This window comes from Streptomyces sp. NBC_01429 (genome assembly GCF_036231945.1).
GTDB lineage: Bacteria > Actinomycetota > Actinomycetes > Streptomycetales > Streptomycetaceae > Streptomyces.
This window is the reverse complement of sequence record NZ_CP109599.1, coordinates 6560356-6574505: the sequence shown is the minus strand read 5'-3', so window position 1 is coordinate 6574505 and position 14150 is coordinate 6560356. Positions and strand designations below refer to the sequence as shown.

Sequence of the window (14150 nt, the reverse complement as noted above, 5' to 3'; positions counted from 1 at the left end):
CGAGGGACATCAGCTCCGCTTCGGCGGCAGCGGGAAGAAGCCGCTCGTACGGGCGGCGTACTCGGCGAAACCCGGCCGGTCGGCCATGTGCCGTTCCAGCAGCCGCTTCCCGCTGCCGTTGATCAGCAGGAAGCTCATGACCAGCGGACTCACGACGGTCGCCGCCGCTGCCGGCGGGGCGTCGCAGACGATCAGGAACAGCCCCCACCAGACACAGAAGTCACCGAAGTAGTTGGGGTGCCGCGTCCAGCTCCACAGTCCCCGGTCCATGACCCGGCCCCGGTTGGCGGGGTCGGCCTTGAACCGGGCGAGCTGGCGGTCGCCGACCGCCTCGAAGAACAGCCCGACCAGCCACAGCGCGGAGCCGGCGTACGCCACGGGACCGAGCGGTCCCGTGACGTACTGCGCCGCCTGGACGGGCAGGGAGACCAGCACCACCAGCGCGCCCTGGAGCAGATAGACCATGCGCAGGGCGTACAGGCTGCGGTTGCCGGGTGCCTTGGCGAGCATCGCCTCGTACCGGGCGTCCTCGCCGTGCCCGCGTCCGCGCGCCGCGATATGAGCGGCCAGCCGCAGCCCCCACACGGCGGTCAGGACGGTCACCAGCAGCCGCCGCGCGTCGTCGCCCTCACCCGCCGAGGCGGCGTACGAGACGAGCGCGACCGCCGTGAAGGCGATGCCCCAGGCGATGTCGACGATCCGGTGCAGCCCCCGGGCGACGGCGATCGCGAACGTCACCAGCATGACGGCGAGCGCGGCCAGCGCGACGGCGCCGATGCCCCGGCCGAACGCCGCCCACTCGAAGCCGCTCACCGGGCGCTGCCCTGGGTGTACCAGTCGCGGAGCGTGCCGGGCATCCCGCTCGCCCCCGTCTCCCGCGGCCGTACGGCGAGGATCTGGTCCACGCCCATCCGGCGCTCCTCGAAGGCGAGCGCGGAGCCGACCATGTAGAGCCGCCAGACACGCGCGGTCTGCTCACCGACGAGCGCCACGAACTCGTCCCAGCGGTCCTCCAGCGTCCGGTGCCAGGCGCGGATCGTCCGCGTGTAGTGCTCGCGCATCGCCTCCACCGCCCGTACCTCCAGACCGGCGGACTCCAGCAGCGCGACGGTGTCGCCGAGCGGACGCATGTGCATGTCGGGGGCGATGTACGACTCGATGAACGCGCCGCCGCCGGGCGCCGTGGTGCCCCGGGACATCTGCTGGACCAGCACCCTGCCGCCGGGACGCAGCATCCGGTGGAGGGTCGCGGTGAAGGCCGGGTACTCGGCGTCCCCGACGTGCTCGCCCATCTCGATGGTCGACACCGCGTCGTAGTCGCCGCCGGTGATGTCGCGGTAGTCGTGGTGCCGGACCTCGACCAGCTCCTCCAGACCGCGCTCCTCGACCCGCGCCCTGACGTACTCGGCCTGTTCCCGCGCGAGGGTCACCGCGGTGACCTTGACCTTGAACTCCTGGGCCGCGTACAGCGTGAGCGAACCCCACCCGCAGCCGATGTCCAGCAGCCGCGCGCCGGGGCGCAGATCGAGCTTGCGGCAGATCAGCTCCAGCTTGTCGCGCTGGGCGTCGGCCGGGGCGTGGTCCGGCGCTTCGCTGGTCCAGTAGCCGCAGGAGTACGCCATGGTCTCGTCGAGCAGCAGGGCGTAGAAGTCGTTGGAGAGGTCGTAGTGGTGGCTGATCGCCGCCCGGTCGCGCGCCTTGCTGTGCGGCGATCCGGTGAGGCGGGCCTGCGCGGCGGGCGCCGGTGGGCGCGGGCCGACGGCGCCCAGGCTCAGCGCGGTGCGCGCGGCCCTGGCGCGGTCGGCGACGGTGAGTTTCGGGGGGCGCAGACCGCGTTCGCGCACGGCGGACCAGATGGTGCGCAGACCGTCGGCGAGATCGCCCTCGAAGTCGATCTCCCCGGTGATGTACGCCTGGGCGAGGCCGAGTTCGTCGGGCTGCCAGACCAGTCGGCGCAGGGCGCGCCGCGAGCGCAGCACCACGACGGGGGCGTCCTCGGGGCCGGCCGCGGAGCCGTCCCAGGCGCGCAGCCGCAGCGGCAGCCGGCCGCCGAGGAACTGCTCCACCAGGGGGTAGAGGCGGTGGGCGGCTCCGGTCCGCGGCGTCCTGGGCGCCGTCCGGGTGGCGGTCATCAGGAGATCTCCTTGGTCAGCAGCATCTGCTGCACGTCGAGATAGCCGGAGCGGAAGCCCGCTTCGGAGTAGGCGAGGTAGAAGGTCCACAGCCGGCGGAAGACGGCGTCGAAGCCGAGCGCGTCGACCTGTTCGGCCCGTTCGGTGAAGGTCTCGCGCCACAGCCGCAGCGTCTCGGCGTAGTGCGGTCCGAAGCCGTCCCGGTCGGCGACGCGCAGCGCGGTGTGCTCGGCGGTGATCTGCTCTATGACCTCGACGGAGGGCAGGAACCCGCCGGGGAAGATGTACTTCTGGATCCAGGTGAAGGTGTCCTGGGAGGCGAGCATCCGGTCGTGCGGCATGGTGATCGCCTGGAGGGCGATCCGGCCGCCGGGCGCCAGCAGCCGGTCCAGCGTGCTGAAGTACTCCTGCCAGAACTCGGCTCCGACGGCCTCGATCATCTCGACGCTGACGATGGCGTCGAAGGAGCCCTCCACCTTCCGGTAGTCGCACAGCTCGACGGAGACCCGGTCGGCGAAGCCCGCGGCGGCGATCCGCTCGCGCGCCAGCTCGCGCTGCTCCTGGGAGAGCGTGACGGTACGGACCCGGGCGCCGCGCGCCGCGGCGCGCAGGGCCAGTTCGCCCCAGCCGGTGCCGATCTCCAGCAGCTCGGTGCCGGGGCCGACCCCGGCCTCGTCCAGCAGCCGGTCGATCTTGCGGTGCTGGGCGGCGGGGAGCAGGGACCGGTCCGCGGGGAAGCCGCGGAAGAGGGCCGAGGAGTACGAGAGGGTCTCGTCCAGGAAGAGCGCGAACAGCTCGTTCGACAGGTCGTAGTGGCGGCTGATGTTGTCGCGCGACCCCTCGGGGGTGTTGCGCTGCGCGGCGGGCTGCTTGGGCGCCCAGAGCCCGCGCAGCTTCTGCAACGGCTCGGGGACCAGGGTCGCGAGGCGCTCGGCGAGCACGGTCAGCACGCCGACCAGGTCGCGGGCCTCCCACTCGCCGGCCATGTACGACTCGCCGAAGCCGATGAGGCCGCCGACGCCGATCCGGCGGTAGAACGCCTTCGGGTCGTGGACCTCCATCAGCGGGCCGCCGAGACCGAGGGTCTCGTCGCCGTCGAGGCGTACGCGCAGCGGCAACCGGGCCAGCGCGTGCCGGACGAGGCGCTCGGACACGGCCGTGCGGAGCCACGACGCGGCAGGCCGACCGGCCACGTCGGGCCAGCGCCGCTCGTCCACGGCGGTGGACCGCGCGGTGGCCGCCGCCGGGGCCGGCGACTCGGGAGCCCGGGGAGATCCGGGGGAGGCGGGGGACACGGACACGCTCACTTCACACCCTCCTGGGGGCTGTGGTGGGGACGGGGACGTACGGGCAGCCGGCGCAGGTAGAGCCGGATGCCGTGCAGACGGATGCCGAGGGAGACGAGGGCGGTGGACCACGGGTGCCGCAGAGCGGTGCGGAGCAGGGTCCGGGTGGTGGCGGGGCGGCGTTCGCCCCGTACGGTCGCGGTGAAGGGGCGCCCCTCGGCACGCTCCAGCTGGACCGTGAGACTCAGCCGCTCCCCCGGTTCCGGCAGCCGCATCCGGTAGGCGCCGTCGACGGGGAAGAACGGGGAGACGTAGAACTCCTTGTCCACCGTGGCCCGTCCGCTCCCGTCGGGCCGCAGCAGATAGCAGTGCCGCTCGCCGTAGGTGTTGTGGACCTCGGCGACGACGCACAGCTGTTCGCCGTCGGGCCCGTGGCACCAGAAGAGGGTGAGCGGATTGAAGACATGGCCGAAGACCCGGGCATGGGCGAGCATCGTCACCCGCCCGCCGGCCAGGTCGATCCCCCGGGCGGCGAGGAATTCCTCCAGGCCGGCGCGGATGGTCGGCCGGGTGCCGCCGAAGTGGTCCCGGGCGTCGAACCGGGCGAGCGGGCGCAGCACGCGGGGCAGCGGCGGCGGCCGGTCGGGGTCGATCAGCCACATGTAGGTGCGGTGGCGCAGGGCGTAGCGGGTCGGCGCGGTCCTGACATGGCCGACCAGGCAGGTGTAGAGGGCCGGGACGGTGGTCACGGGCCGGACGGCGCTGCTCACCACGTCACTCCCAGGGCCGCCGCCGCGTCGACACCGGAGCGGCAGCCGTCCTCGTGGAAGCCCCAGCCGTGGTACGCCCCGGCGAAGGCCGTGACGGGGCCGCTGAGTGCGGGCAGTTCGCGCTGGGCGGCGACGGACTCGGGGGTGTAGACGGGGTGTTCGTAGACCATGCGGGCGAGGACGCGTTCCTCGTCGACCAGGTCGGCGCCGTTGAGGGTGACGACATGGGTCTCGGGCGCGTCGAGCCGCTGGAGCCGGTTCATGTCGTAGCTGACCCGTACGGCGTCGGCGCCCGCGTCGCAGGACGGCATCAGGTAGTTCCAGGACGCGCGGGCGTTCCTGGCGCGGGGCAGCACGCTCGTGTCGGTGTGCAACAGGGTGGGGTTGCGGGAGTAGGGGAACGCGCCGAGGACGCGGCGCTCGTCCTCGGTGGCGTCGGCGAGCATCCGCAGCGCCTGGTCGGGGTGGACGGCGACGACCACCGAGTCGTAGCGGCGGCCGGCGCCGTCGTCGGTGACGATCTCGACGCCGTCCGCGAGGCGGCGTACGGCCCGCACCGGTGTGTTGGTGTGCACGGTGTCCAGGCGTTTGCCGACCTGCTCCACGTACGCGCGCGAGCCGCCGCCGACCGTCCGCCACACCGGGGAGCCGCTGACGGCCAGCATGCCGTGGTGCGCCATGAAGCGGAACAGATAGCGGGCCGGGTAGCGCATCGCGGTCCGCGCGTCGCAGGACCAGACCGCCGAGACGACCGGGGTCATGAAGTGCGAGGTGAAGTAGGGGGAGAAGCCGCCCTCGGCGATGAACTCGCCCAGGGTCTTCTCCGCGCCGCCGCCGTCCTCGGCCGGAGCCGTCGCGAGGAGTTTGCGCGCGCGCCGGTGGAAGGCCGGCACCTCGGTGAGCAGCCGCAGATAGCGCGGGCTGAGCGCGTTGCGCCACTGGGCGAAGAGGCCGGCGGGGCCGCGCGCGCCGGCGTATTCGAGTCCGCAGCCGTCACACCGTACGGACATGCTCATCTCGGATTCCTGGGTGGCGACACCCAGCTCCTCGAAGAGCCTGAGCAGATACGGGTAGGTGCGCCTGTTGTGCACGATGAACCCGGAGTCGACGCGGTGCACCCGTCCGTCGGCCGACGGCACGTCGTGGGTGTGGGCGTGTCCGCCGAGCCGGTCGTCGGCCTCGTACAGCGTCACCTCGTGCGACCGCCGGAGCACATACGCGGCGGTCAGTCCCGCCACTCCGCTGCCCACCACGGCCGTACGCGGACGTTCGCCGCTCATTGCTACTCCCCTACATGTCCGGACGCCGGGGCAGAGCCCCTCTGAAGTGCATTCGATCCGGCGGGTCCCGGGGATTGGTGCGCGGTGCGATCTTTCTGCGCCCGGTACGTTTTTTCATTCGTTCGGGTTCACGACCAATCCGTTCGGCGAGCAGCCCCGAATGGCCGGTGTGAGCGAAGATCTGAGAGTTCCGGCCCCGCAGGCCAGTCCCCGTGACTGGCCGGCCCGACTGCTGCGTGCCGGCTGCGGCGCGCTGAGCGGGCTGATCACGGGGTTCACGGCGCTGGGCGTCGCGGAGCTGGTCTCGGCGGCCGTACGGCCTGAATCGAGTCCGGTCACCGCGGTCGGCGGTGCGGTCATCGACCTCACCCCGCCCGCCGTGAAGGACTTCGCCGTACGGAACTTCGGGACCAACGACAAGCTGGTGCTCCAGCTCGGCATCCTGGCCCTCCTGGCGCTCTTCGCCATGGCGGTCGGAGTGGCCGCGCTGCGCCACCGTCTGCCGGGTTCCGCCGCGGTCCTGGTCTTCGGCGCGATCGGAGCGGTGGCGGCGGTGAGCCGGCCCGACGGCGGTCTCCTCGACGCGGTGCCTTCGGTCGTGGGTGCTCTGGCGGCCTCGGCGGTGCTGTACGCGCTGACCGGCAGGCTCTCACTCCGTCCTTCGCCCGCCGCTGTGGCGGGCGGGGACGGAACCTTCGACCGGCGCGGCTTTGTGATCGCCGCGACGGCCGCGGTGGCGGCGTCGGCGGGAGCGGGTGTCCTCGGACGCCGGCTCAACGCATCGGGGGCGGCCGACGCCGTCGCGTCGCGCGCCGGTGTCGTCCTGCCGAGGCCCGCCTCACCGGCCCGTGCGGTGCCGGCGGGCGCGGATCTCGGAATCCGGGGCCTGTCCTCCTTCACGACGTCCAACAAGGACTTCTACCGGGTGGACACCGCGCTGGTGGTGCCCCGGATCGATGCCACCTCGTGGCGGCTGCGGATCCACGGCAAGGGCGTCACCAAACCACTGACGCTCAGCTACGACGATCTGCTCCGGCGGGAGTTGATCGAGCGCGACATCACCTTGACCTGTGTGTCCAACGAGGTCGGCGGTCCCTATGTGGGCAATGCCCGCTGGATCGGCGTCCGGTTGGCCGACCTGCTGCGCGAGGCCGGGGTGCGACCGCCGTCCAAGGGCGGCCCGGCCGACCAGATAGTGGCCCGTTCGGTCGACGGCATGACCATCGGCTCACCGGTGGAGACGGTGATGGACGGGCGTGACGCCCTGCTGGCGCTGGGGATGAACGGGGAACCGCTCCCCTTCGACCACGGCTTCCCGGTACGGATGCTGGTGCCCGGCCTGTACGGCTACGTCTCGGCCTGCAAGTGGCTTCAGGACCTGGAGATCACCACGTTCGCGGAGTACGACGCGTACTGGGTGAAGCGCAGTTGGTCCAAGGAGGCTCCCATCAAGACCGAGTCGCGGATCGACACGCCCCGGCCGTTCGCCTCGCCCAAGCCGGGCAGGGTGCCGGTCGCCGGGGTCGCCTGGGCCCAGCACCGGGGTATCGCCCGGGTGGAGGTCCGGGTCGACGGCGGCGACTGGCATCCGGCGAAGCTCGCGGCCGAGGACACCAAGGACACCTGGCGCCAGTGGGTGTGGGAGTGGCCGGCGACCAGCGGCAACCACACCCTGGAGGTCAGGGCCACCGACCGGGACGGCTACACCCAGACCTCCGAGCGCGTCGGGACCGTACCCGACGGCGCGACCGGCTGGCACTCGGTGGTGGTCGCCGTGACCTGACCGGGCCGGCGCCCTCACCTTCCGCGACACCGTGCTCCCACCACGGCACCGCCATGCCGGAGCGCGTCCCACAAACCACCACATAAGCCATGAACACCCCCCGTGTGCGGAACCGTCCGCGCATGACTTCCAAGGAGATACGACATGATCGCCACCCGTTTCCAGCGTGCCGCCATCGCCATCGTGGGCGCCGCTGTGCTGCCGCTGGCCCTCACCGCCTGCTCCAGCGACGACAGCAAGGACAGCAAGGACTCGGCGACCGCCGCGGCTCCCAAGGAGTCTGCGACGACCGCGGACGACTCGGCCGCCATGGGTGACCAGCCCTTCGGTACGGCCTGTGCCTCGGTGCCGAAGACCGGCGCCGGCAGCTTCGACGGCATGTCGAAGGACCCGGTCGCGACCGCCGCCTCCAACAACCCCGACCTGTCCACGCTGGTCACCGCGGTGAAGAAGGCCGGTCTGGTCGACACCCTGAACAACGCGAAGGACATCACGGTCTTCGCGCCGACCAACGAGGCGTTCGCCAAGATCCCGAAGGCCGACCTGGACAAGGTCCTCGCCGACAAGGACACCCTGACGAAGATCCTCACGTACCACGTCGTGGGCGAGAAGCTGGCCCCGAAGGCGCTGGACAGCGGCACCTTCCCGACCCTGGAGAAGAGCACGCTCACCACCAAGGGCTCGGGCGAGTCGTACACCGTGAACGACTCCGCGAAGGTCGTCTGCGGCAACGTGCCCACCGCCAACGCGACCGTCTACATCATCGACACCGTCCTGATGCCGAAGATGTGACCCGGCCCGTCCCCGCTCCGGGGACGAGGGCGTGAACACGGGAGCGGCCGGCGCGAGGGGATCGCGCCGGCCGCTCCCGGCCGCTGTCAGCGGTGACTTCGCGGGCGCGTCAGCCCACCGAGCTGTAGGCCACCACGCCGCGCAGCACGTCGTCGACCGCCTTGCGGGCGTTCTTCGCGACCGTGCTGTTCTCGCGCGGGGCCGCCGCGGCGATCTGGCCGAGCACGTCGATGACCTGCTTGCACCAGCGCACGAAGTCACCCGCCGGCATCTCCGCCTCGCGCAGCACCTCGTCGAGTCCCTTGCCGGAGGCCCACATGTGGACCGGCCAGGCGAAGCCGACATCGGGCTCGCGCTGTCCGACGCCCTCGGTCTGGCTGATCTTCAGGTCCTCCTCCAGGGCGTCGAGCCGGCCCCAGATGCGGACCATCTCGCCCAGCGCCTTCGCCGCCGCGCCGGAGGGCACCTTCGGCGCCACCGCGTCGTCGGCCTGCCGCGCCTCGTACACCAGCGCCGAGACACAGGCCGCCAGCTCGGCCGGGGAGAGCCCCTCCCACACGCCGTCGCGCAGACACTCGCTCGCCAGCAGGTCCAGCTCGCCGTAGAGCCGGGCCAGCCGGTTGCCGTGCCGCGTGACCTCGTCGCCGCGCAGATAGTCCAGCTCGGTGAGGAGGGCGACGATCCGGTCGAAGGTGCGGGCGATCGTGTTCGTCCGGCCCTCGATCCGGCGCTCCAGCTGCCGGGTGTCCCGCTGGAGCCGGTGGTAGCGCTCGGCCCAGCGGGCGTGGTCCTCCCGCTCGTCGCAGCCGTGGCAGGGGTGGGCGCGCAGCTCCGTGCGGAGCCGGGCGATCTCCCGGTCGTCCGCCGCCGCGGCCCGCTGCTTGCGGTGCCGCTCGGGCACGATGTGGCCGGCCTTGGTGCGCAGCGCGGAGGCCAGATCGCGCCGGGACTGCGGCGAGCGCGCGTTGAACGACTTGGGGATGCGCATCCGCTCCAGCGTCTCCACCGGCACCGGGAAGTCCATCGAGGCCAGCCGCTTGACCTGGCGCTCGGCGGTCAGCACCAGCGGACGCGGGCCCTCCTGGTACTCGAAGCCCCGGTGTCCGTTGGCCCGCCCGGCCGGCAGCCCGGGATCGAGCACCAGCGCGAGACCGGCGAACTTCCCGGTCGGCACATGGATGACATCGCCCGCCTTGAGCTTCTCCAGCGACGAGGCGGCCGCCGCCCTGCGCTGGGCCACGCCCTGTTTGGCCAGCTCCGTCTCGCGGTCCTTGAGATCGCGGCGCAGCCGCGCGTACTCCTCGAAGTCCCCGAGGTGGCAGGTCATGCCCTCGCGGTAGCCGTCGAGACCCTCCTCGTTGCGCTGGACCTGCCGGGAGATCCCGACGACCGACTTGTCGGCCTGGAACTGCGCGAAGGAGGTCTCCAGCAGCTCGCGCGAACGATGACCGCCGAACTGCTGTACGAGATTGACGGCCATGTTGTACGAGGGCCGGAAGCTGGAGCGCAGCGGATACGTCCGGGTCCCGGCGAGCCCGGCCAGCGCGCCGGGGTCCATGCCGCGCTGCCAGAGCACCACGGCGTGGCCCTCGACGTCGATGCCCCGGCGGCCCGCCCGGCCGGTCAGCTGGGTGTACTCGCCGGGGGTGATGTCGGCGTGCTGCTCACCGTTCCACTTGACGAGCTTCTCCAGGACGACGGACCTGGCCGGCATGTTGATGCCCAGCGCCAGCGTCTCGGTGGCGAAGACCGCCTTGACCAGGCCCCGGACGAACAGCTCCTCCACGACCTCCTTGAAGGTCGGCAGCATCCCGGCGTGGTGCGCGGCGATGCCCCGCTCCAGGCCCTCCAGCCACTCGTAGTAGCCGAGGACATGGAGGTCCTCGCCGGGGATGGAGGCGGTGCGCTCCTCCACGATCTCGCGGACCCGCTGGCGCGCGTCCTCGTTGTTGAGCCGCAGCCCCGCGTACATGCACTGCTGGACGGCGGCCTCGCAGCCGGCCCGGCTGAAGATGAAGGTGATCGCGGGGAGCAGTCCCTCGGAGTCGAGGCGATCGATGACCTCGGCCCTGGAGGGCGTCCAGATCCGGCCGCGCTGGCGCCGCTCGCGCTCGCGGTCCGCCTCGCGGACCATCTTGCCGCGCCGGCGCTCGCGCGGGTTGTACGTGCGCTGGTTCTCCATCCGGGCGAGCCGGACGAGATCCGGGTTGACCTCCCGCTTGGCGACGCCCCGGCCGCCGTGGTCGGTCTCCTCCTCGAACAGGTCGTACATCCGCCGCCCGGCCATCACGTGCTGCCAGAGCGGCACGGGCCGGTGCTCGGAGACGATCACTTCGGTGTCGCCCCTGACCGTGTCCAGCCAGTCGCCGAACTCCTCGGCGTTGGAGACGGTCGCCGAGAGCGAGACCAGGGTGACGGACTCGGGAAGGTGGATGATCACCTCTTCCCAGACGGCGCCCCGGAAGCGGTCGGAGAGGTAGTGCACCTCGTCCATCACCACATAGCCGAGCCCCAGGAGCGACCGCGAGGAGGCGTAGAGCATGTTCCGCAGGACCTCGGTGGTCATGACGACCACCGGAGCGTCCGCGTTCACGCTGTTGTCACCGGTCAGCAGGCCGACCTTGTCCGCGCCGTAGCGCTTGGCCAGATCGGTGTACTTCTGGTTGGAGAGCGCCTTGATCGGGGTGGTGTAGAAACACTTGCGGCCCTCGGCGAGGGCCAGGTGCACGGCGAACTCGCCGACGATCGTCTTGCCGGAACCGGTGGGCGCGGCCACGAGCACGCCCTTGCCCGACTCCAGGGCCCGGCATGCCTCGATCTGGAACGGATCGAGGCCGAAGTCGTACATCTCGCGGAACGGCGCGAGGGCCGTGGCCTGGTCGGCGGCACGGATCCGGGCAGCGGCATAGCGCTCGGCTGGGGAGAGGTCCTCTGTCATCTTGCGTTCGAGCCTACCCGCCACCTCCGACAGTCAGCCCGATCTTTAACCACGCTTGGGGCCCGCCGGTTCGTTCCGGCGGGCCCCACGGGGGTCGGTGATGCGGCGGCCGCCGGTCAGGTCACGTCGTCGTAGCCGTTCAGCCGGTCCGTACGGCCGCCGTCCGACTGGCCGGGCAGGGCGGGCCGGGAGGCGCCGGAGGTGACCTCTTCGACGGGCTCGGGCGTCAGGTCGAGGTCGGACGCCTCATCGTCGTCGAGATCGCGGTCCGGGTTGCCCAGCTGCCGGCGCCGGTCGTTGAGCAGCGAGAAGCCACAGGCCAGGAAGTACAGCACCGCGAGCGGGCCCGCGAGGACCAGCATGGAGATGGGGTCGCCGCCGGGGGTGGCGATGGCCGCGAAGATCGTCAGGCCGACGACCATGCCGCGCCACCAGCCGAGCATCCGCTTGCCGCTGAGCACCTTGGTCAGGTTGAGCAGGATCAGCAGGAGCGGCAGTTCGAAGGCGAGGCCGAAGACGATGACCATGCGCGTGATGAGGTCGAGGTAGTCATCGAGCGGCAGCAGGTTCTTGGCGTCTTCGGGGGTGAAGCTGAGCATGATCGATGCCGTCTCCGGCAGGATCGTGTAGGCCAGGGTCGCGCCGCCCAGGAACAGCGGGACGCCGAGCGCGACGAACCCGATCGCGTAGCGCTTCTCCTTGTTGTGCAGCCCGGGGGCGACGAACGCCCACAGCTGGTAGAGCCACACGGGGGTGGCGGCCAGCACGCCCGCCATCAGCGAGACCTTGAGCGCGATGGTGAAGGGCGACATCAGACCGCTGGTGACCATGTCGGCGCACGGCTTGCCGTTCACCATGGTCGTGGCGCCGTTCGCACAGCCGACCGACGTGAGGATCGGATCCATCAGGAACTTGAAGATCCGGGCCTGGAAGAACATCGCGATGATGATCGCGACAAGAATGGCCAGAACCGACTTCAGCAGACGATTCCGCAGCTCACGCAGGTGCTCCGTGAGAGGCATGCGCCCCTCGGTGTCTCTCTCCTGCTTCGGGGCAGACTTGCGCAACCCGCGTCCCTCGTCTCGTTCCGGCAAACGTCGATCTGGTCAGTGGTCGCGCGTCAGCTCTGCGTGGTGCGGTTCGGCTCGGTGACGGGACGGGCGCTGGTGACATCACCGGGCGCGGCCTGGATGGTGCGGGCGGCGGCCTGCGGCGGCGCGGCGTCCGCGGGCTCGGCGGCGGCCGGGGCGGGCTCGTCGTCCTTCTTCATGGCCTTGGCCTCGCTCTTGAGGATGCGGGCCGACTTGCCGAGCGAACGCGCCATGTCGGGCAGCTTCTTGGCACCGAACAACAGAACGATGATGCCGATGATCAGAAGGAGCTCGAGAGGCTTGAGATTGCCGATCATTGACGACTTCCTTCTCACTGGGCGGCTGGTGGGGGGCTGCCGGTACCGCCGAACGTACGTCTGGCCAGGATGCTCCCGGCGATCGTAACGTGCGGGGGTTAACGAAGGGCAATCCCCGTGCGTACTTCGGTATCCGTCCCCCGGCCCGGAAAAACCGGACCCGCTCAGCAGCGTACCCGCTGAAAACTCCGTACAGGAGGGGGCGTACTCGTGCGAAAACTATCGGAGCGCGTCCCCGGTGGCGGCCAGCCGGGTCGCCGCGCGCTCCAGTTCCTCGGTCGCCAGGCCGATCCGCTCCGAGGTGTCGGCGACCTGCCGGCCCAGCCGCTGGGCTTCGAGGAAGACACGGACCGCGAGCACACCGAGTACGGCGATCCCGCAGAAACCCAGGGCGATGGCGAGCATGGGCCAGAACATGGACAGAACCTCGACCGTTCTACGGAGGGCGGTGCGCACCGGTCAGCGGGGGCGCACCGAGGGTGCGGCTACGGCGTGGAGTGCAGGCGCAGCGTCCGCACTCCGCCGCCGGTGAGGAGTTCTATGATCCGCTCCCCCGCGGGCTTGCGGACGGCGGCTTCGCATTCGGGGCAGGTGAAGGAGTAGAAGGTGGTGCTGCGGCTGGCCCCGATCGCCAGCCGCAGCGCGCCCGCGGACAGCTCGAAGGCGGCGCGGCACTCGGGACAGGCGGCCTTGAAGAGGACCGGGATCACGGCCGAGAGCCCCGGCAGCCCAGAAGTCGCCGACATTGTTCGTGGTTCTCCCTCGTCGTCGTGCGTCGTGCGTCTTACCTGTGCGCCGTGCCGCTCAGCCCCGGCCTTCGTACGCGGCGAGCGCCTCGCCCGCCGCCCGCCGCGCGCTCTCGGCCACCTCCGGCGGGGAGACGATCCGGCCGTCCCCGCCGAGCCGCAGCGCGAGCCGCCCCAGCGAGGCGGGCTCGGGGGTGCGCAGCGTGATCCGGAGCCCGCCGTCGGGCAGCTCGACCGCGCTGTCGTGCGGGTAGTACTCGGCCACCCAGCGGCCGCCGGGACCCACCTCGATCACCACCTCGGGATCCTCCGCCGAGGGCTGCACCAGCCCCTCCGACAGATCCCGCAGCTCCAGCTCGGGCGGTGCGGCCGGGGCGTCCAGCAGCTTGATCTCGGCCACCCGGTCGAGCCGGAACGTACGCCGCGCCTCCGAGAGCCGGCACCACGCCTCCATGTAGGTGTGTCCCACGGCGAACAGCCGGATCGGGTCCACCTCGCGCTCGGTCAGCTCGTCGCGCGCCGGTGAGTAGTAGCGCAGCCACAGCCTGCGGCGCTCGGAGATGGCGCGGTCGACCTCGGCGAAGACCCCGCCCTCGGATTCGAAGATCACCGAGAGCCGGGAGCTGGCACCGGCCGCCTCGCCCGCCGCCGTCTCCAGCTTGGCGGTGGCCCGCAGCAGCGCCTCGCGGTCGCCCTCGCGCAGCCCCGGCAGGGTGGCGACGGCACGGGCCGCGACGAGCAGCGCCGTCGCCTCGTCGGCGGCCAGCCGCAGCGGCTCGGCCACGTCGTCCGGGTTGTGCCACCAGATGCGGTCGCCGTCGGTGTCGATGTCCAGCAGGTCCCCGCCCCGGAAGCTCGTCCCGCACATGGGCAGGACATCGAGGTCGGAGATCAGCTCGTCCTCGCTGATGCCGAAGGCGCGGGCGACATCGCTGACGTGCGCGCCGGGGCGCTCCCGCAGATAGGTCACCAGCGAGAGCATCCGCCGGGTCTGGTCGATGGCGTTGGCTGCCAT

The 14150-nt window shown here is 71.4% G+C and carries 13 protein-coding genes; 2 read left to right on the top strand and 11 right to left on the bottom strand.

All coding sequences use genetic code 11. The features are described from left to right. Window positions 1-9 precede the first annotated feature (9 nt). Genes OG627_RS29000 through OG627_RS28980 form a run of 5 tightly spaced genes read right to left on the bottom strand, consistent with a single transcriptional unit; the run spans window position 10 to window position 5468 of the window. Window positions 10-813: a DUF1295 domain-containing protein gene (locus OG627_RS29000; RefSeq protein ID WP_329070055.1), complete on the bottom strand. Its 804-nt coding sequence runs from the start codon at window positions 811-813 to the stop codon at window positions 10-12. Next, on the bottom strand, window positions 810-2132 hold the full coding sequence (locus OG627_RS28995; protein WP_329070053.1) for a cyclopropane-fatty-acyl-phospholipid synthase family protein: 1323 nt from the start codon (window positions 2130-2132) through the stop codon (window positions 810-812). Before OG627_RS28995 ends, OG627_RS29000 begins: the two co-directional genes overlap by 4 nt. Next, the gene (locus OG627_RS28990; protein ID WP_443073556.1) at window positions 2132-3439 is read right to left on the bottom strand and encodes a class I SAM-dependent methyltransferase; all 1308 of its coding nucleotides are present in this window, start codon (window positions 3437-3439) and stop codon (window positions 2132-2134) included. The genes OG627_RS28995 and OG627_RS28990 overlap by 1 nt, the downstream gene beginning before the upstream one ends. Beyond that, window positions 3436-4188, bottom strand: coding sequence for a DUF1365 domain-containing protein (locus OG627_RS28985; protein WP_329070051.1), 753 nt, complete (start codon window positions 4186-4188; stop codon window positions 3436-3438). The genes OG627_RS28990 and OG627_RS28985 overlap by 4 nt, the downstream gene beginning before the upstream one ends. Beyond that, on the bottom strand, window positions 4185-5468 hold the full coding sequence (locus OG627_RS28980) for an NAD(P)/FAD-dependent oxidoreductase (RefSeq protein WP_329070049.1): 1284 nt from the start codon (window positions 5466-5468) through the stop codon (window positions 4185-4187). The genes OG627_RS28985 and OG627_RS28980 overlap by 4 nt, the downstream gene beginning before the upstream one ends. Before the next feature lie 232 nt (window positions 5469-5700). Between OG627_RS28980 and OG627_RS28975 the strand changes: the two genes are divergently transcribed. Next, complete coding sequence (locus tag OG627_RS28975) at window positions 5701-7251, top strand: molybdopterin-dependent oxidoreductase (RefSeq protein WP_329073066.1); 1551 nt, start codon at window positions 5701-5703, stop codon at window positions 7249-7251. A 144-nt stretch (window positions 7252-7395) separates the two neighbouring features. Beyond that, on the top strand, window positions 7396-8043 hold the full coding sequence (locus OG627_RS28970) for a fasciclin domain-containing protein (RefSeq protein ID WP_329070047.1): 648 nt from the start codon (window positions 7396-7398) through the stop codon (window positions 8041-8043). A 109-nt stretch (window positions 8044-8152) separates the two neighbouring features. On the opposite strand, the gene OG627_RS28965 is transcribed toward OG627_RS28970, so the two are convergent. The 6 genes from OG627_RS28965 to OG627_RS28940 all read right to left on the bottom strand — a co-directional run bounded on the left by OG627_RS28965 (window position 8153) and on the right by OG627_RS28940 (window position 14150). Beyond that, on the bottom strand, window positions 8153-10981 hold the full coding sequence (locus OG627_RS28965; protein WP_329070046.1) for a DEAD/DEAH box helicase: 2829 nt from the start codon (window positions 10979-10981) through the stop codon (window positions 8153-8155). A 116-nt stretch (window positions 10982-11097) separates the two neighbouring features. After that, window positions 11098-12048, bottom strand: coding sequence for a twin-arginine translocase subunit TatC (gene tatC, locus OG627_RS28960; RefSeq protein WP_329070044.1), 951 nt, complete (start codon window positions 12046-12048; stop codon window positions 11098-11100). A gap of 53 nt (window positions 12049-12101) precedes the next feature. Beyond that, the gene (tatA, locus tag OG627_RS28955; RefSeq protein ID WP_329070042.1) at window positions 12102-12389 is read right to left on the bottom strand and encodes a Sec-independent protein translocase subunit TatA; all 288 of its coding nucleotides are present in this window, start codon (window positions 12387-12389) and stop codon (window positions 12102-12104) included. 219 nt (window positions 12390-12608) lie between these two features. Next, window positions 12609-12806, bottom strand: coding sequence for a hypothetical protein (locus tag OG627_RS28950; protein ID WP_329070040.1), 198 nt, complete (start codon window positions 12804-12806; stop codon window positions 12609-12611). 68 nt (window positions 12807-12874) lie between these two features. Then, the gene (locus OG627_RS28945) at window positions 12875-13135 is read right to left on the bottom strand and encodes a hypothetical protein (protein ID WP_329070038.1); all 261 of its coding nucleotides are present in this window, start codon (window positions 13133-13135) and stop codon (window positions 12875-12877) included. Window positions 13136-13193: 58 nt separating this feature from the next. Continuing rightward, complete coding sequence (locus OG627_RS28940; RefSeq protein WP_329070035.1) at window positions 13194-14150, bottom strand: helix-turn-helix transcriptional regulator; 957 nt, start codon at window positions 14148-14150, stop codon at window positions 13194-13196.